The organism is Njordella calcicola (assembly GCF_056494125.1).
The window spans coordinates 6,247,059-6,266,470 of record NZ_CM151396.1 but is presented as its reverse complement, the minus strand read 5'-3'; the positions used below and the strand labels follow the sequence as shown (position 1 = coordinate 6,266,470).

Annotated in this window: 18 protein-coding genes; 2 read left to right on the top strand and 16 right to left on the bottom strand. The window is 51.6% G+C overall.

Features of this window, described 5'->3' with window-relative positions; genetic code table 11:
- Positions 1-9 precede the first annotated feature (9 nt).
- From SH302x_RS24205 to SH302x_RS24130, 16 genes are all read right to left on the bottom strand, one after another.
- Positions 10-2,613: a hypothetical protein gene (locus tag SH302x_RS24205; RefSeq protein ID WP_479365461.1), complete on the bottom strand. Its 2,604-nt coding sequence runs from the start codon at positions 2,611-2,613 to the stop codon at positions 10-12.
- On the bottom strand, positions 2,606-6,763 hold the full coding sequence (locus SH302x_RS24200; RefSeq protein ID WP_479365460.1) for a sigma-70 family RNA polymerase sigma factor: 4,158 nt from the start codon (positions 6,761-6,763) through the stop codon (positions 2,606-2,608). Before SH302x_RS24200 ends, SH302x_RS24205 begins: the two co-directional genes overlap by 8 nt.
- Positions 6,764-6,786: 23 nt before the next feature.
- Positions 6,787-8,376, bottom strand: coding sequence for a phage portal protein family protein (locus SH302x_RS24195; RefSeq protein WP_479365459.1), 1,590 nt, complete (start codon positions 8,374-8,376; stop codon positions 6,787-6,789).
- A gap of 243 nt (positions 8,377-8,619) precedes the next feature.
- Positions 8,620-8,850, bottom strand: coding sequence for a hypothetical protein (locus tag SH302x_RS24190; protein ID WP_479365458.1), 231 nt, complete (start codon positions 8,848-8,850; stop codon positions 8,620-8,622).
- Between the two features lie 232 nt (positions 8,851-9,082).
- A complete protein-coding gene (locus SH302x_RS24185) occupies positions 9,083-9,826 on the bottom strand; it encodes a hypothetical protein (RefSeq protein ID WP_479365456.1) in 744 nt (247 codons plus the stop codon).
- A 3-nt stretch (positions 9,827-9,829) separates the two neighbouring features.
- Positions 9,830-10,408: a hypothetical protein gene (locus SH302x_RS24180; protein WP_479365454.1), complete on the bottom strand. Its 579-nt coding sequence runs from the start codon at positions 10,406-10,408 to the stop codon at positions 9,830-9,832.
- Positions 10,396-11,826: a phage terminase large subunit gene (gene terL, locus SH302x_RS24175; RefSeq protein WP_479365452.1), complete on the bottom strand. Its 1,431-nt coding sequence runs from the start codon at positions 11,824-11,826 to the stop codon at positions 10,396-10,398. The genes SH302x_RS24180 and terL overlap by 13 nt, the downstream gene beginning before the upstream one ends.
- A 9-nt stretch (positions 11,827-11,835) precedes the next feature.
- Positions 11,836-12,429 (bottom strand): hypothetical protein, encoded by a 594-nt coding sequence (locus SH302x_RS24170; protein ID WP_479365451.1) that lies wholly within the window; start codon positions 12,427-12,429, stop codon positions 11,836-11,838.
- A gap of 32 nt (positions 12,430-12,461) precedes the next feature.
- A complete protein-coding gene (locus tag SH302x_RS24165; RefSeq protein WP_479365450.1) occupies positions 12,462-13,322 on the bottom strand; it encodes a hypothetical protein in 861 nt (286 codons plus the stop codon).
- Positions 13,319-13,558, bottom strand: a complete 240-nt coding sequence (locus SH302x_RS24160) for a hypothetical protein (protein ID WP_479365449.1) — start codon at positions 13,556-13,558, stop codon at positions 13,319-13,321. The genes SH302x_RS24165 and SH302x_RS24160 overlap by 4 nt, the downstream gene beginning before the upstream one ends.
- Entirely contained in the window at positions 13,559-14,272 is a 714-nt protein-coding gene (locus SH302x_RS24155; protein WP_479365448.1) for a hypothetical protein, read from the bottom strand. It lies immediately after the preceding gene.
- Positions 14,273-14,279: 7 nt separating this feature from the next.
- Complete coding sequence (locus SH302x_RS24150; protein WP_479365447.1) at positions 14,280-14,633, bottom strand: hypothetical protein; 354 nt, start codon at positions 14,631-14,633, stop codon at positions 14,280-14,282.
- Between the two features lie 3 nt (positions 14,634-14,636).
- A complete protein-coding gene (locus SH302x_RS24145; protein WP_479365445.1) occupies positions 14,637-15,467 on the bottom strand; it encodes a hypothetical protein in 831 nt (276 codons plus the stop codon).
- Positions 15,464-15,970 (bottom strand): hypothetical protein, encoded by a 507-nt coding sequence (locus SH302x_RS24140; protein WP_479365444.1) that lies wholly within the window; start codon positions 15,968-15,970, stop codon positions 15,464-15,466. The genes SH302x_RS24145 and SH302x_RS24140 overlap by 4 nt, the downstream gene beginning before the upstream one ends.
- On the bottom strand, positions 15,967-16,638 hold the full coding sequence (locus tag SH302x_RS24135; protein ID WP_479365443.1) for a hypothetical protein: 672 nt from the start codon (positions 16,636-16,638) through the stop codon (positions 15,967-15,969). Before SH302x_RS24135 ends, SH302x_RS24140 begins: the two co-directional genes overlap by 4 nt.
- Positions 16,639-16,740: 102 nt before the next feature.
- Positions 16,741-17,196 (bottom strand): DNA-directed RNA polymerase subunit alpha C-terminal domain-containing protein, encoded by a 456-nt coding sequence (locus tag SH302x_RS24130; protein ID WP_479365442.1) that lies wholly within the window; start codon positions 17,194-17,196, stop codon positions 16,741-16,743.
- 741 nt (positions 17,197-17,937) lie between these two features.
- Here SH302x_RS24130 and SH302x_RS24125 point away from each other — a divergent pair.
- Entirely contained in the window at positions 17,938-18,630 is a 693-nt protein-coding gene (locus SH302x_RS24125) for a hypothetical protein (RefSeq protein ID WP_479365441.1), read from the top strand.
- A 55-nt stretch (positions 18,631-18,685) separates the two neighbouring features.
- Positions 18,686-19,360, top strand: coding sequence for an SHD1 domain-containing protein (locus SH302x_RS24120; RefSeq protein WP_479365440.1), 675 nt, complete (start codon positions 18,686-18,688; stop codon positions 19,358-19,360).
- The last annotated feature ends 52 nt before the right edge of the window (positions 19,361-19,412 follow it).

The window sequence follows — 19,412 nt, the reverse complement described above, 5'->3', positions numbered from 1 at the left end:
GATGGAATATCACCCTGCCCGAGCCAGTTCCCAGGCCTTGTCAAATTGCACGGAAAACGGGACCACTTCATCGTCTCGTCCTGTTAAGCCCGATTGGCCGTCCCACAGCGAATCAAAATCATCCTGCTCTTCCGTCTCCTGCTCGCCGAGTATCTCGCGCCCACTTCGCTCCCAAGCCGCTAGAAACACCTCTGGTGCCCATGGCTTTGGAACCGCCTGCTTGCCAGACAGAAGAGCTTGCGTCAGCCCCTCTTCGTCGCTACCAGTGCCCGACTCGCCACGTTGATGGGAAAGGAGATGAGGGAACTGAGATTTGGCTGTCTCGACAAGCACATCAAAATTGGGAATCTTCGAGACGTCGGTACCTTTGCGAATCAGATTAGTCAGCGAGCCGGATCGATTCCCAGGCAAGCCGTTGAACTGATTCTCCAGGGTGCTCAGCATGTTGTTGTGTTCCGATGCACGACTGGCCAAATCCTGCCATGTATCCAGAATGCTGTTTTTCAGTGCTGCATGCTCTTCGTCCGTGAGTTGCCGTGGACCTGCTCCTTGCTTGATCAAGTCGTCAATTTTTCGGTGCCCAACCTTGCTCACTTTGAACTGTTTTGATTGCTGGTTTAGATCGATAGCTCGCTTGATGCTTGATGCAAGATCATCGAATCCTGACTTGGGCTTGAGAAACTCGTCACCAGTATCCATCCCAGGCGCAGACGTAGGTGTCACTGTTGCATGGGGAATATCACTTGAAACAGGCTGCGTTGCTTCTGTGTTTTCGCCATTTGGTATTGGTAACGGATTCTCACCGAAATATGCTGGCTTATTCTTTTCCACTCCTATTCTACGTTGCATCGCAACCAGTCGCTCAAACCCGTTCTGATCTTTAGGCGACACGATTGGCACACCATCAGGACCAACTGGGTACCCATCCAAACCAAACTCTCTAGCCAGAGGATGCGACTGCAGGCTTTCGCTCTGCTTAGGTTGCTCCACAGGCTTTGGCGTGCTCGACATATTGGTTTTAAGTCGCTTTGGATCAAAGAACCTAGAACCACTCTTAAGCCGTTCTGCGATTTCTCGAGGAATCAACTGGTTGGCATTCACGTACTGCGCGAGCCCTTCACCGCCTGCCATTCGGTGCTCTCTATCCATCTGGTTCATTTGGCCAAGTAGCTCGTGAATCTCGCTTTTGTCTATTTGTTGCCAGTGTTTTTCAAATGCATGACCTCGCTGGCCTTCGGGAACATTGCGAGCTGCTTCACGCGAAGGCCGTACTGCTTCGTGAAGTGCATGATGCCAATCGTGCAACTTCTGGCGACTCTCCGGATCAAGCTTACTGAAGTGCAACTCGTGGCTTTCGTCCACTCGCTCTGCTTGATGAGATCTCAGGCGAGTTGATTGCACCGGCTGTTGAGCATTTCCTTGAGGCGGACTAGCTTTCAAGGCTCCCGGCTCATATTGCACTTGCTTCAGTCCATCGACATGGGAGGCGAGCTTCTGATTGACAATGTGTCCTGGACGATTGGCGGACTGGATCTGTATTCCTGCAGAAGATACATCATCTTTCGGAGCAAACTGCCCGCCGACGCCTCCTTGTGTACCAGCGACGTGCCGTGGATGATCGGATTCATTCCATTCCGTTTGCTTGCTCACCATCGCGCGGTGCTTGGACATAAGTTGTCGATCACGTGCTCGACGGGCAGGATTGCGGTATTCATATCGATCGACCAGCGGCACATCGTTCAACACTAGATCATCGCGCAACGTTGCGTAGCGTTCAGCCAAGGAATCAACTTGATGGCGTGTCGAAAGCTTCTTTTGCTCCGCCATTAGCGCTTCGTGCATGATTACACTGGAGCTCCGACCTAGCACCTTCTCAACACAGTCAGAGCCGTAGTACTCGATTTCCCCTGAAGGCAAGCCATTTTCAAAAGGCTGGACCATAATGGTTTTGTCGAGATCCATACGGTAGCATCTCATGCAGATCGGTATATCTCGAGAAATGCCAATGACGCGATAGCCATCACCATTTGGCTTGTGCACACCAGCAAGCGAACCCTTTTTACTCTTGGCTGATACCGGTTCGTGGTCCATTTCGGCAAAAGCGAAACCGGATTGAGTCTTTCCAGCGTAGCGAGATACTTGAGGAGCAAGACGTGCTTTCGTATCGCCGTCTTTTAGCCAGTTCTTGAACTGCTTGATAGTCATCGTGGTGACAGGTCCGACTTTCCAATCCTTCGTGTAGGCCGACTTATAGCACTCGACCGCTTCCGACTCGCTGGTGAAGCCAAGTAAGCACTTGTGTTCATCGAATCGACCAGCCGCTGTTACCTGATCGACAACCACAACCAATTCGCTATCACGATTCGGTCCCAAGAATACATCTACATGATCGCCATCCCGAGCCATGGTGCCTTTGATGTATCCATAATCGCAAGGCATTGCTGGCCACTCAGGTCGGCGGCGCTTTCCCTTGCATGTTTCGATCGAGATATCGAGACCATGCAATCGGACGTGCTTCATTCTGTAGTTGCCAGCCTCGCGCTGAGCTTGACTGAGTTCGTACCGCTGAGCAGCATGCGATACCAACCGATCTATAACTTGTTGATTATGCATTGGTAAGAACTCCATAGCGAGCTGATGCCCGATTTACGAGGCGGTTGATAATGTGAGGAGCAAGTGAGTATTTTGACTTTGGCTCGATATGCTTGTGCTTCTTGAACTCTTCAAAAAACTCATCCATCGCTGCGTCGATCGATTCCTTTTCGTCTCCTTCAGGGTAAGGCTTCACGCCAAACGCTTTCAACCACGGATGATCGTTGTGTTTTTCGTTCGCGAGGAAATCGTTGCTGTGCCCATTTTTCTTCAGCTTGTTGTAAACATACGATTCAAAAGCGCGAGCAAACATTTCGTGCGGTTCGCTCCAATAGTCCTTGGCTGTTCCTTGGTCCATTCGCTTGCCCATGTTGTGGAAGTCTGTACGGACTTTCTTTTGCTTAACTTCACCCGCATTAGCACTATCCAGCTGCTTCTTACTGGTTCTCAAGTGACTCATTGTGAAATTTATGTCGGCAATCGCACCGCCTACTTTTTGACTGTAGCCAGACTTTGTAATTGAGTACCCGTTTCTCCCTCGATGGCTTTTGTAGATTTCGTTTAATCGATGGACATCTTTGAAGAAGTGAGGGGATGTAAAATTTTGCTCATTCACAGGTGTTGAATCTCCGAATTCACCATGCGTTTCCGCGGCCGTCTTGAGCCTACTGATTATTTCATCGACTTCTTTCTGCTTTTCTGCTGGCAGCGGAACTCGATTTTTCGCCCCACGGAACGGTGCATATTTGTCGGAAGAGTAGTCCCTCTTAAGGGATTCACTAAAGCTATCCAAGTGCTTATGCAGGTCTTTGACTAGACGCTGATGCAATTTATCGTGCCGTCCTGCGTCCTCAGTAAAGTCTTGAGTTTTGTATTGAATCGCACTCATGACCTTATCAAACTTCTCTTTCAGCTTGTATTCTGGATGAGTTTTGCCGTAGTGGCCGTGGCTTACGTAGTCGCGATGCGGACTGCCGCTAGCGTCAAACTTGGCATTCCCGCTTTCGTCTTTTCCTGCCCTGCCCGCTTCAGCTTTTCCCGATTGCCTTGCCAAATAGTGATCTAAACTATGCGCCCATTCGTGAGCAAGCGAGCCTGCGCCTTTCAGTTTCGTTAGGTTCAAAGCGCCGTAATCTCGCTCGTAATGCGCCTTCGCCCCTTGCAGTCCGTGGCCTCTTGCCCCAAACGCGAGCCCTAGATCGCCACCGTGCGACAATGCTTTCGGGTCAATACCCAATACGCTCGATAGATCCTCAAACGCATCATGCGCGTGGTTCAGAACGTGCCGCGTTTCCGCGTTGTTATTCCAGTTACCAAACTCCACGCCGTAGAAGTTGTACTTCTTGAAGTCTTCAGGAGTTGCTTGCTTGTCGTTAGGCCTGTGCTCTTTCCCTTTACGAGTTACCTTTGACAATTCCGGCGCAATCATCGCATCCGTAAACGCTGTCTTCTGGTTGATAATCTCCTCTGGGTTTTTCGCCAGATGCTGCATGGCCTCTTCGTAGGACTTGAACCCATCCTTGATTACTGGATTCTTACCAGGCGCGACCTCTCGCCGAATTGCGTAGTTCTCTGGCTCACCGTGCCGTGCAACGTTTACGACCCTATGGTTTCGTGCAACTTCTACAAGCGGTATTGCTGCTAACGCTGCTTCTTCCGAATCGTGCAAACCTCCAACTTGCTTATGATCGCCAAAGTATCCTTTCGTCTTCTTGTCATAGATTGCGTATTTGCCTTCTTCGTTTTTGCGATGAGATTTCTCTATCTTGGATACGACGTACCGATTCCTCCACCCCTCTCCTTTGTTTGGCTGCTCCGTCTTCGGCGCTTTCGATCTTGGGCCGGTTGGGGTCGCTCGGTCTTTTCTAGCGCCACCAATCTTGTTGCCAAAATCCTGAATGCGTCCCGCAAACGCTTCGTCTGCCTTTGTGTGCCCAGGCTCATCCTCTGGCCTAAGTATTGCCGGCGACTGCTCGATGACCGACTTTGGGTTTAGTATATTTTGTGATGCAGGGTCGGCCTGCGGTTCTCCTGAAGGCTCACCCTTTCCCAGTACTTGCGGCTTGAAAGTGGCTTTCTCCATCGCAGAAGCGCGAGCGTCGCTTGGCGGCTTTGGTGTTCGCGATTCTTCATTCTGTCGAGCGTATTCTTCAAACGCGGCCTTGCGTTGCTCTGGCGTCAAATTCTTTGCTTTAGCGAACTGCACTAGGCTTTGACCAGACTTTCGCAACTCGTCGACTGCAGCCTTTGCGTCGAATGGCTTTTCCAGCTCCGTAGGTTTGCTCGCCGACTCCGTTGGGTTTGGCGGTATCTCCGTAGGTTTCCCCTCCGGTTGATACACCATATCCCGAGACTCGACGCCATCATCAATCAAAAGCTTCTGTCGGGAATCTCCAGCAGTATCAAACAGCCCGACCTGCTTGCCCTTTGTTAGCACTTCTGGCGTGAACTTCTTCTTGAACGGTTCAGTCTTTATGGTAGCTTGACCGAATAACCCGAGCTGGTCGCCAGCCTTCGCGGAATCGTTGGCTACCGTGCGCTGTGGTTCTACGAGGGATGGAGATTCAGTATTTAAGTTTTGCTTAATAACTGGTTGTTGCTTCCTCGGAAAATCCTTTCGATATGCCAACTCATCCGCTCTTCTCGATTTTGCAATGTCTTCGGATTCTTCATCGAGATCTCTTGGGAAGTTAGCTGCATACGCGTTCTGCAGCATTGCGAAATCCTTTGGGGGCAAGTGGTCGCTCGCATTCTCCATGAGTGCATCGGCCTTTGCCTTGACCTGTGCCATCAACTTCGGATCGCGCGGCGTGTAGCCCTGCCCCTGCGGGATCGCTGCAATGTGTTGGCGGAGCTCCCCGACATAACCTTGCAGGTTTGGATGCATCGCTGGCTGCTTGCTGCTTTCCAGATTCGATTGTGGCGTCGTCGTGTGCTTAGGCTGCAGCAATTCGTTCTCATCTTCCCAGCCCGGAAATTGTTCATCGAGTTCCGAGCGAATTTGCTTAGCATGTTTCCAACTGCCGAAGTTTTCCGCGTTCTCGAGATCCGCGATCATCTGAGACTTTTTGTCGGGATACTTCGGATGTGGCTTCAGCGTATCGGGCGTCGCCATTTGCGGTGTTCCAGCTACCCGTCCGGTCACTCCAGGCAGTCCTTGCGCATTGCCTCGCACGGCTTCACGTTGCCCTGCAGGAGAATGGGTCCCGCCAAATGCTTGCTGCAGCGATTGTCCAGCGAATTTCCCCGTATGCATAACCCCCTTTGTATCAATTTGCACGGGATGGCCACCATGCTTCTTGCCGTCTGGGCCTGGCTCTCCGCCAATAGTGATCCAGTGAAACTCCTGCTGCCCCGGCGAGCTCTTGATATGCTTCTTGGCATAGCGTTCAACTTCGCAGACTGCGACATACTTGTCGCTGCCACGTGCTGCTTGCTTGATAGTCTCAATTCCACGGTTCAGTGCGAATGACACCGCTTGACTGCTAATGCCTATTTCTTTCGCAAGCTCTGACATCGACTTGCCAGCCAACATCCCTTCAATTGCTCGTTTCTGTGAAGTAGGTAACTTGTCAATCATGGGCCTCAATGCCTTCATCTGCTCAGCAACATCGCTTTTGCCTTCCGGTCTGTTGGCAATGGTTTGAGCAAGAGTCTGCCCGTCACCATAGTCGACATCCAAACTGACGTTCCTTTTCCCGCCTCCCCGCTTCTTCGCCTTTCCACGTTCGATGATTTTGAGACCCGCATTCTTGGCGACTGATCCGAGCCATGTTTGAAACGATGCCTTGTTGTCATCGAACTTATCACGATGCCTCCAGGCCTGGAGCATGACTTCCGCTATGAAGTCATCCAAATCGTCAGACCGGAAACCCATCGCCCCACCAATCTTGATGACCAGCGGTCGCCACTTCTGCAAAAGATCGGAGACCGAATTGTCTTTGGCTTTCTGCGAGCTTCCGAGCGCATCTTTCAGCGTCTTGCCATCGAACTTTCCACCCATCCCAGCCTTGATCTTTCCTTCTGGATCCAGCAGCACTGGCGTTCCACCGTGCTTGCGTCCATCAGCGCCAGGTTCACCACCGACTGTTACCCAACGGTCTTTAGGTGTTTCGTATCTGTCGCGCGGTTGGGTTGACCAAGCACGCAATACAGCTTCAGCAATGTTCATGATGAATACTTCGATAGAGGCAATTACAGGGACAGGTGATCGTCTGCTAAATCAAGCGGACCGTCATGATTCTGCAGACTGGGATTCGATCGGGCCTGCTGTAGTGCTTGCTGCACGAGCTGCTCCATTTGGCCAGGCTTAGACGGCAAAAGCAGTCCGCCGGTGGGCATCGCTTGGGCTTGCTCAATCGCTTGGTATAGCTGAGGATTGAAAATTTTGTGGTCGGACTCGGTTGGTAACGATAAACCTGCCGCGTCAGCGATGTCGGATGCTTTGATTGCCATACCCATGTCCCAGACCGACTTAAGAGCCGCTAAGCGTTCCTTAACGTTGGGGCTTTCGGTATCAACCACAAACCGCAAGAAGACATCGTCAGTCTTAGGGAAGTTCCATAGCTGAATTTGACGTAGGAAATCTTCCGTCATTGTTTCTTCAAGGTTGCGAGCGTCGTAGCAAACCACATCGTGGAATGTCGCCATATGGGCTTCAGCCACACCGGACCCCATGCCCGTTGCTTCGGCTTCGCTGGTTAGTGTTTGACCTAGGATGTACCGCTTCATGTTGTGCCCAAAGTACTCCCGGATTACTTGAAGCAGTTTGTCCACACCACCAAGTCCGGGCTCAATATGTTCGACTCCGTAGAGATCGCCTTGTTCGGCTGGATAGGCCGGAACCAAAATGACCGATCGACCGCCACCTACAGCGCCTTTTGCAGCCTCTTCCGTTTTACGTTTTGCGAGGGGATTATTGGCTGGGTATCGCCACAGTTCAACACCGAAGGCAGAGCGATCCAAATACTCGAGTACGCGCTGCAGGCACTCAACCATCGCGTACCATGTCCAATAGATTCTTGATCGAATTCCAACCCCATGCACCGATCCAGAGCTCAGTACGTCGTCAAAGTCCCCATCCTCGATCGTGTGCTTGTGAACAATCACACGTTTGCGTTCTTCGCAGTTGAACCAGTAGACCATACCGTGTTCAGTGACTTCGATCTGACGGCGATTCAGATGCTTGCTGACTTGGCCAGCGCTGCCAACTTTGATACCTACTTGGTCCGGTTCGTAGTTTGGAGAACCATCATCATACCGAAACACGAGCTTATCGCCGTTGCGTGGTAACCACTGTTGCACTGACTTGCGTCGTTGCCCTCGAATCGGAGTACTGCGAAACCGCAGCGACGCGCCATAACGTCCGTACCAGATCGCGTTCTGCAAACAGTAACGCAATTGCATAAACCTGGGAGTCCGCGTGACAATTGCCGTCATCTGTTCGACCAGTGCTTTTTGCTCAGCAGACTCTGGTATCTCCGCTTCAATGTGCCAATTGAGCAACGCCACGGCTCGCATTCGTGCTTCTATGCACTCCATGACCGAGCAGTCGGCTCGCATACGCCTTGAGTTCTCGGGAGAGTGGCGTAGAGCTTCGTCAGCGTTTAGGTAAGCTCGCCCGGCTAAACCAACCAAACCCGAAACAGTGAAGATTTGCGGCAGGTCTTCTTGACCGAAGTTCGGCGGAGCGCCTGCCCAACTGGCCGCAGGATCTTTCCCATTGCGGAAGACCTCTGCTGGCGTGGTGTTAGGGTCGTAGGGATCGTCAAAAGTCTGGAACATGCAAGCCTCAGCGTGAGCGATAATCTCGTCACTTACTGAATCTCGGTTGTTCCGTAAATTCGTCGGTTAGTGTGTTGTGTGATCCTTGTTTAACCGATTTTGCGGTTGGGTAGTAGATAGACCACTACGGTGTTCGATTCAATTGAAAGATTAAAAGCAACAACACTATCAGAACAATTAGCCAATAACCGTTGGTAGGTGCAATCCACTTCTCAGTTACAGGATCGCTCTCTTCGCACATTGTCATGGTGATGCCTCTAATGTCTGCACCCGTGTTTCTAACTCATCGATCCGCTTCAAATACGAATCGAGTATGTCCCATTGCGATTGATCCCAGTGCGTAGGCCTAGAGCTATTCAGCAACACATACTTTCTCGGCGGCAGGTCAGGTTTGTCGGGCTTCGGTTTATTGCAACTCAAAGACAATAAAGCAATGCACAAAATCACGGCAGCCAGCGTTTTCGGTATAGTCATTGTTTCCTTAGTTCTTCTAAAAGCTTATTTCTCCGCCGCTTCCGTTCTGCATCTGACCAGTCAATCCCAACATGTACCACGCGATCGCGCTTTGGAGCTGGCGGAATCACTGAATTTTGCGTCAATTGAATCAAGGCCATCGCTTGCATCATTCGCATGGATCGAAGCGCTTGCATCGCACCATATGCGGTCGAGGAGCCTAAACAACCCTGATTTGGAATATATGGCATTTTCATCCCCTATTCGGTTCTCCCCTATCCGGTTCGCCGCGATTTGGTCTGTTTCTCGCAGACAGTGCTTTGCGACTTTCACCCCATTCCCTGCTAGGTAACTGCAGACGTGCCTGCTCTCCCTTTTGGTTTCGCCGCCCTAGTCCTATGGCCGCGGGCGTACGTCCCGACTTGCCAGTCTCTGGATCAATCCCGCGCAGTCCCCACTTAGTTGCTTTTCGCGGAACATATTCGCCGGACACTTGAATCAATTGGTATGGATGCTGATGCCCGTGCATAGTCCCGCGCTCGCGGCAGAAATCCCAGACTGCCCCACCTGCACTGACGGCCGCCATGGATTCGAACTGTTGATACTTGGAAAGCGGAAAGTGAAAGTAGCCGTAAACCGGCCCAGGTCCAGATCGCTCTCCAGATCCACCAAGCGATTTAGGAAGAAAGTCCAAGAACTGGACATACAGAACTCCCATCCTTGCGCTAGTAGCGTCGTAGGCGTATCCATAAACGTTGCTGGAATTGACCAAACGCAGCCCGTTTCTTAGATACTCCCACTCATTGGAGCGAGTTGCCCGAGAGTAACCACGCTGGCCGAGTGAACGCTCTGCACCGCGGCGAATACGACCGCCAATTTCTTCAACATCTTCCTCCTCATCGAAGAATTGCGCAGCTTCTTGCGTTGCCGTTTCGACTCGCCTCCAGTCGCTTAGCAGTGCCCTCAGTTCAGCGGCTAAAGCTACAAGACGGGACATTGCTTACTTAACCGTAGCCAGTTCCGTTTTGATTGCCGTCACTTGCCCGCTTTGAACCTTCATGCCTTCGGCTGCAGCAGCTTCAATCACGGACTTGTTGGTGACTTCGACACCATTCTTTGTCAAAAAGTCCTTGATCCATGCATTTTCGAATGCGGTATCTTTAATGAATTCCGTGTTCTGCTCAGTGGTGTCGCTGCTGGCTGGCGGCGGCACTTGGGATTCCGTCTGATCAGTCTCGCTGGTTGCCTTTGGCGGCACCTGCGACGACGTTTCGTCAAGCCACAGCTCAGATTTCGTAAACTCGTTCGTTGCATGACTGACTTGCTGCGGCACAGGAAAAGCGGGTGCAAATGGCACAGACAACTCTTCGTTTGGAGGAATCTCGCTCACCATTTCAGCGATCGGCAGTACGCGCGAGATCTTTTCGACCTTGTAGCTACGCAACTCATCGTTGCGATAGAACCGCGACAGCCCGTTTGCCCAAGCAATATTCACGCCTGGCTGCAGGTCTTTTGTGCACTCGACACCGACACCTTCCACACCATGGAAATCACAGTACAAGCCCATTACCGACGCCATGGCAAATCTCCCCAGCGAGCTATCGAATCGTTTTCCAGTTCCAAAGTCTCACCGTAAGCATTTTCCATCTTGCTTACAATATCGCGCGAAGCGAACAGATGCTCCTGCGGCATATTGGCTAAACAGTTGAACGCGTACGAGGCAGCGTCCACTTGGTCCGCATAGGCATATTCTGGAAACGCTGTTAGTTCTTCCAAGAAGTCAGAGCACCAAGCGCCATTCTTCACGTGCACGTTGCCAGCCTCGCACTGGGCTGCAAACGGCAAGGCGCGACGAATCTTCACATCACCTGGGAGTCGAACTGCACCCTTAGTCTTCCATTGCCCACCGCCTGCATTGATCTTGAATACCGGGAATTTGGCCAGCATCATGATCAGCTGATCCATCACCGACTTACCGTCGCCGCCGCCCTCCTGCTCGATATAGGTTAAGACGGTCCCGCCATACTTCACAAAATCCCGCTCTGCAGTTTCCTTGATCAGCTGGTTTCGATTCAGATAAGACCATTGACCGCGGATGACATCCTCGACATAGAACTTGCCATTGCGGTCCCGGGCCATTAGCAAACCGACGGTATAGCACCCGGCATCAGCCGTCGCGGCTTTGTCCCAGACACGTACTCGCATAGCATCGCGCGGTACGCCATCGACGCTGCGGTTATTGAACCATTCCCGCTTAAAGATGAGTCCGCTGATTTCGATGAAGTCGCCTTCTAGCTCTTGCATCGCCAGCATACTGGAATAGTTCGAGGCGATCCGGTCGTAGAACTCTGGTGGCGCAAACGGATTTTCACGCGTGCTGCAGTGGATCAGCTCCGTATCATGCTTGGGAAGATATCCCCGACTCTGGAAGTATCGCAGTTCCGCTTCAGAGTATTTCCATAGATCGTCATCATCGACCCTTTGGAAGAAACTTTCGAACGTCCAGTGCTTAAACCCGCGTGGCGTGAAAGTTGCCAGAACAGGGCCCATCTTGCCTTGGTAACGACAGCAAGCTATGCCGATATCGAAGGCTTCCTTGCAAATGATGCTCGCCTCGTCAAACCATAGGCCAGCTTTCGACGGTCCGCGAAGTTTATCCGGCTTCTCCGCTCCCTTGAAAACGATTTGAGCGATGCCACCGTATCGAGTGCGAAACCAAACCCGCGGCGTAGGGCTTACAACATGGCGGACATATTGGCCAGTGAATTCTGCAGTCTCGATGAATGTCGGGAGAGTGGTCTCCCTGATCATGTTGTTGTCAGGGGAAATCGCCATCCACGGCTCACGCGGCTTGGCGCGAAATAAGACGTCGATGCATCCGATCTTCGTTTTGCCAAATCCTCGACCAGCACAGAGACCGCGCAGCCACTTTGTAGATTCTCGAAACCGCTTTTGCGGCGGGCTGATCGGAATCGGCCTGACGTTTAGAGCAACCATGGTTGACGGCTACTCCTCTGGTAATCGCTGGACTGCAGCCGCCTGAATTGTCTCAAACTCTTGATAGTTGATAATCTTCGCCACTTGGTCGGGAGACTCGACCACAACCTCGACAGTGATCGCCTGCTGGGCCACTTCGCTGTCGGGATCTTCCAATCGCAGAAACTTAGACCGTTGCTGAACGGCTTTGAGTACAAGATCTAAATATCGTGGATCGCCCAGCGACTGGCTGATCTCCCTTCGCGTCTCAGTCAGATCGATTACTTTATCGAGCTCTTTGTTGTACTGTTGGAAGTATCGCTTGATCGTCTTGCGTGTCGGTAGCTTTGATCGCTCCCAAGCTTCCCAGGCTTCCAGTTCGATCTGGTCCAGCTTCGCGCATTCCGCAGCCATGACTTCGGAAGAGGCAAGCTTAGCATCCTTGAGCCACTGTTTGCGCAGTAACTTGATGTCCTTTTCAAGTTGCTGCTTACTGAGATTGAGTCGCTTTGCAATCTGGTAGAGCGGATGGCCAGCGAGGTAGAGCGACTTGACGGCGGGCAGTCGCTCAAGTCTAGCGTTTTGCTTCCTTCGGTTGTCGCCGTCGTTCCCGCCCTGGATCATCTATCACGCTGCAATCTCTATCTGATGGTTTGCTATTTGACCAGATCAGCATTCAGCTCATCAAGCTTCAGGCGGTCAGCGTTGGCGAGAAACTTCTCAGTTGCCGCAATGTGATTCCCTGCGACCGAAGGGCTTGGAGCTGAACGCTGCGGCATCGCTGCCATTAACTCGGTGACATCCTCTTCCGATAGTTGTGGAAAGAGGTTTAGAATCTGCTTGACCGGTGCACCTTGCTGAATGTAGTACTCGACGTCCTTAATTGGAGCGCTTGGTTCTTCCGGCTCGCTCAACCTTCGATGGTTGCGAGTATGAACCGCCCACATTTCCGCAGCCGCGTTCTGCTCCGCCCGCAGGGCTGGGTGCTGCCACTTCTTCGGATCGAAATGAGTACCTGGGTTAGCCAACTCTTCCTGCACTTTCCAGCCATCGGGTTCGCCTGCCTCGTCATACCAACCAAACGTCATGGCGATCTGACGCTCGGAGACGCCTTGTTTGTAGTACCATTCCACTGGCCGCGGGCTGGCGAGCGCTGGGCGAGGCTTTGCAAGTTCAATAATGGCGTTTAGCGACTTGATCAAATTGTGATTTCCACCCGGTCGCGCTTGTTGCATGGACGCGGCCATCAAATATCGCTGAAAGGCGATCGACACGTTGTCCAGAGCCATGACCGCTCGATAAGCGGAAGGATCCACGTCAGCATCCAGGACACCATCGCAACTGCGACGAATTGCAGTGTCTAGCGCTTCGCTGATATCCTTGTAGATCTGGCCTTCGTACTCGACGTTAACATCCGACGCGTTCCACTTTTCGATAGCGGCCGCTAAGTCGAATACCAGCTTCATCGCAGCTTTGCCAGTCAGTTGCTTCACTTTTTCTTCCACAGCAGTACTCATAAGAAATAACCTACATCTTCTAGATCGAACCGTTCATCGTCATCAAACGCATTTAAGTGCTCTGCCTCAACCAACCGGCGATGAAAGGTGCGTTCGGGCGCTTCCTCACGCTGACGTTCCTTGCGCCTCATATTCCGCTCTTCGCGTTCAATGTCTTTGCGGCGACACTTGTGGCCGCGCCCTGGATGGGACACGCCACAGACGGGACAGCCGTTGGTGTAGTCACGATTGGGCATCTACCGCCTCACAGGGCAACTGATTTTTTGGCCTGTCAACGCGTCGTAGGTGCAACCGTCAGTGCCGACGCGATAGCGACTGACGGCAGGCACAATCTTGACTTCCCTTGCTCTAAGTCTTGGTTGCGATAAGACAAACGCATCCGCCTGATACACTTGGGACGATGAAGTACTTGGCGTAGAACGATTAATGGGTACACCGTTCACGGCAACTACTTTCCCACCTTCAGGCACCTCGAAGGCCCCATAGCCTTGCACAATGTCGATCTCTACTTTCTGCTGACTGATTTCACCTTTGGCATTCTTGACCGAGATGATCGCCTCTATTTTGCGTTCGGCTTCGGTCATCCTGCGTTCAAGATTGGCAACTCTATCCGTCAGGGCCCTAATCGCACCATCGTTTCTTGGTTGCACATCGTCGATCGTTTCTCGCCGCTCTATCGGATCGAACGAAGGACCTTGCAGGGGCTCAACTTCCGCTACTTCCTTTGCCACAGGCTGCGCAATAAGCTTAGACACCAATTCAAGAACAGGAGGAATTGGAGCAGGAGCTTGACGCAGCTCGCGATCGGTGGTCTCGAAGACTTCCTCCGTCGGATCAAGCTCGGGAGCTTCATAGTTTTGCTCATTTACAAAATCGATCGCATAAACAACGCTCAGCGGACACATCGCGAGCGATAGGACAAAACACAATAAACCTTTTGGCCATTTCATGGCTGAATTACTCCAAAGGGGGAGAAACGAAACCAGCGCCGCCCAGTTGCGACGCTTCGAGTGGATCGCCAGTCACCTCGTGGGTGCCGGCAAGTAGATCAATAGCCTCCAGCAACTTGAACAAAGCTTTCGCATTGTTGTCGTTGGCCGAAGTGGTTGATTGCAAATGCTCCATTCGTTGGGCCGTAGCGACCAGCACGTTAATCGGAGCAGCACCGGTTGGATTTCCCTTACCGTGCCAGTAGATATGCATACCGCGGCCATTGTGCTGGCCGCCTACAGATTCACGCGTTTGCGTGTTGACTGCATGCGTTACGCTCACGCCTGCATTGATTCGGTTGAATAGCTCGTTGGTACTCATTTGCTATGCCTTTTGCGATCGAGGGATGACACGCTTAACCGCGATCGATTCGTAAGCCGTTGCTCGCGATTCAGCTAGGACGAAGCAACCGTTGTCGCCCCAAGTCTTTTTCCAGCTATTGGGCCCTTGCACCCCATAGGTGCGCGAATCGATCTTTACACCGCGGAATCCAGCTACTAAATGCCCCCACCAAGTTAGACCCATGGTGACTGGAAGAGGGTTCTTTGGATTGAGCAGGATCGACATCATCACGTCGAAGTTATTGGACGGCAGTTCAACAAATTCAGCATGACCATGACGAGCTGCGGACTCTTTGACTTTGGGGTCGTTAAAGTATCGGCGGTCTTGTGAATGCTCAGGATGGAGAGCCAGCGTAGGCGCGCCAAAACGCCGAATGTATCCGAGCGCTTCACCTGCCCAGCCGCCTTGATTGGCGAAGTTCTTACCTAACGATGCCGGATAGACGGCAGATAGTCCGCCGCCTTCCAGCTCGATTCCCTGGGCTTGATAACGATTCATCAAGCAGGCTATGGTGCCGTACATCCAGCAGTAGCCAAAGCCATTCTGGTCGAGAATCGGCGCTCCATTGCCTTGGAAGGTATGCCATGGGCTCGATTGGTTATCTTCTTGCGCCTTGATCAAATCATCCCATTTCGATCGCGGGATAATTTCCCCGGAGAATTGCTCCGCTACTGACCCAAATGGATGGGCGCGATAGTCACGGGCGACATAACCAGCGGCCATTTGGCCATCATTGACCATCGCCGCGTATTCCGCCGCGTTACTTTCGTCGATGACTAAAGGGTTAGAGCCGAGATTGGTTGTGTAGCTCACTTGAATCGCCTTTCCAGAAACGAGATCGCTTCATTCACACTGGCAGGCGGATCCAAAACAGAACCACGGCCGCTTTTGTCAACTGCCACCCAATTGGGGACACTTCCCTCTTTGGCCGCTTTCATCATGTCCTGCCAAAGCTTGTCTTCTTTGCTCAGATCGTCACTTGCGTCATATCGACGGAATGCAACCTTGTTCGACTCGCACCACGTTTGAACGCGTTGAGAGTTGCACGCAGCCGCCTGGCCATCAGTCAGGCGATTCATAGCTTTCCCATCGACTGCAACCAGCAAAGCAGGCCCTTCCATCGCGATTTTGTCGTCAATGACTGGTAGGATGCTGTTAGCACATCCGCGAAACTGCCAAAGCAAAACGCCAGCAAGGAGGATCCAAGCGACCCACGACCACTTGCCAGTAGCTGAAGACGCAACCGTTGAAGGGCTGCGCGAGACTGGAGCGGATTGATCGACATCCAGCAAGATTTCTAGTTCGTCTGCGCTCACGATTGCACCGCCTTTGCTGCAGAAGCTTTACGAGGCTTTGGTTTTGGTGCCGTTAACTCAGCAATCTTGGCTTCTAGCTCCGCAATTCGCTCAGCATCGCTCTTGGGCGGCGCTGGCGGCTCAGGTAACGATAGGTCTCTGGTTTTGAGTTCGAGGGTTATCAGCCGCTTGTGCAACTCCGCGTTAAGCTGTCGCTGCGTCAGCGCCGAACCATCAGCCATTCTGGCCACAATGGGCGAGCTGCTAGCGATGTTCGAGGCGTTTGCCTCAGCTTTCGCACCTGCTACCGTGTCACCAGCGACTCTGGCCCTTGCCCAGGCGGTCGTTTGAGCCCAGTACTCCGCAAAACCGCCGAGAATTGGACCAATAGACCGCCAAACAAATCCAACTAAAGCAAAGCCTACGATTCCAACCAAACACACCGAATCGAACAGGATGACCAGCAAACCGGTTGACTGCATTGGTTGCCCATCGACAGCAGGTCCGCAAAGTTGCAAGCCATTGTGCATGGCAAACATGGAGAACCATCCAGCCCACCACAGCTTCACAGCGATCAGAATGATCACAGCGCCGAGGACGAACTGAGCAGCTTTGTTGAAGGGGATCGACGAAAGCACGGAAGGCTGCTCATATCGAATCGTATGAGTTGAATCGTTCGGATTGGCCATCGAAACGCTACTGTGAGTAAGTGAAAGAAGCAGGACCGCCACGATTGTGACGGCCCTGCGTTCCGAGCCTGCTGGGCATCACCTACCCTGTTCTGCCATATTTCAAGAATGCGTTGAACACTGGTTTGCAATAATATTTTGTCGCGCAGTCCTGAGGCTCGATGCGATGGACGGCGGCTTAGAGAAACCTTTGGCAATCAATGCGTTGCGAACAATCGCCACTTGAGCTACTCCGAACTGGCGAATCTTCATCAGCTCCCGATCAGATGCCAGCAAGACCGACTGGATTGTGTCGTACCCCGCCTGTTCAAGAGCGTTGTTGATTCTGATGTCGTCGCTGATGAAGGAAAACGGGTCGGTCAGCTCCGCGACGGCAGTCGATGGCTTGTGGACCGCCCTAATCAGCGCGTCTAGCACCTCGATCGCTCGCGACCGCTCATTTTTGGCAACATGGATCTCGATCTTTCGCCAAGCCACCTCGCCGCCTGCAGCATCCACCAATGCTGCCATCCCTTGAACATACCGCACACCTTTTCCACGCTCAGATGGACGCAACATTTTCTAGCTCCCAGCAGAAAGAAGTATCAAATCACGCAATCATGTTGCAATATCTAGATATTTAGATTCGAACACACGTATCGACTGTTCGCAATACCACGCCGAACAGAAATTCGGTACGTTTTACCCCATGGACACACTACGAGAACGAATCATTTCCAGGGCCAAACGGCTCAAACTGACGCCATACAAGATCTCCAAGATGTGCGGAGGCAAACCATCCGAGAGAAGTCTGCAGTACTACTTCTCTTGCGAAAACCGGCACTTATCTAGTGCTCATATCTGGCCCGTGCTAAACGCGGTTGGATTAGATATACTGGATGCGAAGTTGGGTCAGAAGCCTGTCCTGAAGTTCCAATCGCGTTTCAAAGATTGCGAAGAATGCCCCACTATATCCTAACTCAAATGACAGCTCACTTTTTTACAGAGTTGCCGCTTAGTCCTTTGGTATCCTCGAGCGATATAATAGTGGCGGACTACCTAACTGCAATGCGACAACTAAAGCATTTCGTTTTGCGGCCAGTCATCGTTTCAGAACCAGATGATATACCAGTAGTTCCTCATCCTCATCGGATTTCCATGGATAAAGGAAGGCAGGTAATGCTAGTGGGTTTTGCGCCAAGGGAAGGCCGTTATCACGTCGAATGCCAAGACACAAACTATCCGCCCGAACGAATCGTAGACACAATCGATGCATCCATGGCTTTCATCTGCAGAAACACTGAAAGATTCTTAAGACTGTTGAAGCTTGATGAGAATGACTTTCCTGATTCTCGAACATTCACAGAAAACGAGTTTCTAGCACTCTGTTCGCATAGAATGGGGGAATCTGCAGATTACCTTAAGTACTCAGTTCTAGGCGAGACTAAATTTGAGTCGAAAGTTGACGCCAAGATCTGGCAACTCGTTGACATCGTATACGACGACGATGTTTTGCTATACGCTTTATTATTCTACCGCGAGGCACTGTATTCAATAGAAAATGTCATCGACGTATGGTTTGGGCCCGATTCTATTGCCGAATCGCCAACTTCCATCTCTGAGAGTGTTAAACTTGAAAATGCTCTTCACAATTTCTACAAGGTTGTAGAGGCCATTTACGGAGGCACTCTCAATAAAGATGACGGACACGTTCATAAACGATTTAGTGATCGTGGCGTGGACTGTAACGAGCTTTTTGCTCCTTCTCATTCAAAAGATTCCAGCAAAAGGATTATTGACAAGATCAGGACATTGGAAAACGTTCGAAACGATCGCGCAGCGCACGGAAGAGTGCACGCAAGCCGACGAGGTACGTATTCTGAAGTTATGGATGCGATGGAATTTGCCCAGCACTTGCTCTTGAAGTTTATTGAGCATCGCAAGAACATCGATCCTCTGCAATTGCCACACCTTACTCCTTCGTTCAGCAAGTCGCTGCGAACAGAACGCTAGGGTATTCATATAAACAATATCGGTCTAACCTAAAAAAACAAACAGCGAGGCTTTCATGGCAGCGTATTCACTGTGTCCGCACTGCGGAAGAAAGAATCAGCATCGTGCGAGTTCCGATGGCATCGTCACCCGTTGCAGGCATTGCAAGGGCGAGTATGTGATCAAGAAGGCTTCAGGGCTTCTAGGGCTTCTAGGTTGCATTGGATGCATTGGTGTCATAGGGGTCATCGCGGTTTTTGTAATGGTTGGCGGACTTCTCGGCCTCAGTAACTCTTTACACACTGATAAAGAAGTAAGCAACACGAGACAAAATTCGCCGTCCACGGCGAGTCCAGCCTTTGAGACATCTTCTACCAGCCAAGATAAGTCTACCGACTCGGTAGTGGCATCGCAGGAGCCTGATGTGACTACCGATCCTGACGAGAGGGGTAGTGTAAAGCCCATGAGCACAATAAGCGCTGAAAACCCGCTTCCGCTTGATGACAAGATCCACGTCAACGAAACCAAGACCGCACCCTTCGAAATTGCAACCCATCAACCAGAAGAAAAAGCTAAAAGCCAAGCGGAATTTAGAACATGGACCGATGCAAACGGCAAGTTTTCTACAAGGGCCGCCTTCGTACGCAAAACGGATGAGGAAGTCATACTAAGGCGTGAAGATGGCCGCGAGATCACTGTGCCGATCACAAAATTGTCCCTTGAGAGTAGAAAGATGCTCGAACAATTATAATCCTTGCTGCTAGCGTTCGAAAATTCGCCGCGAGCAAGCTAGAACCAATAAA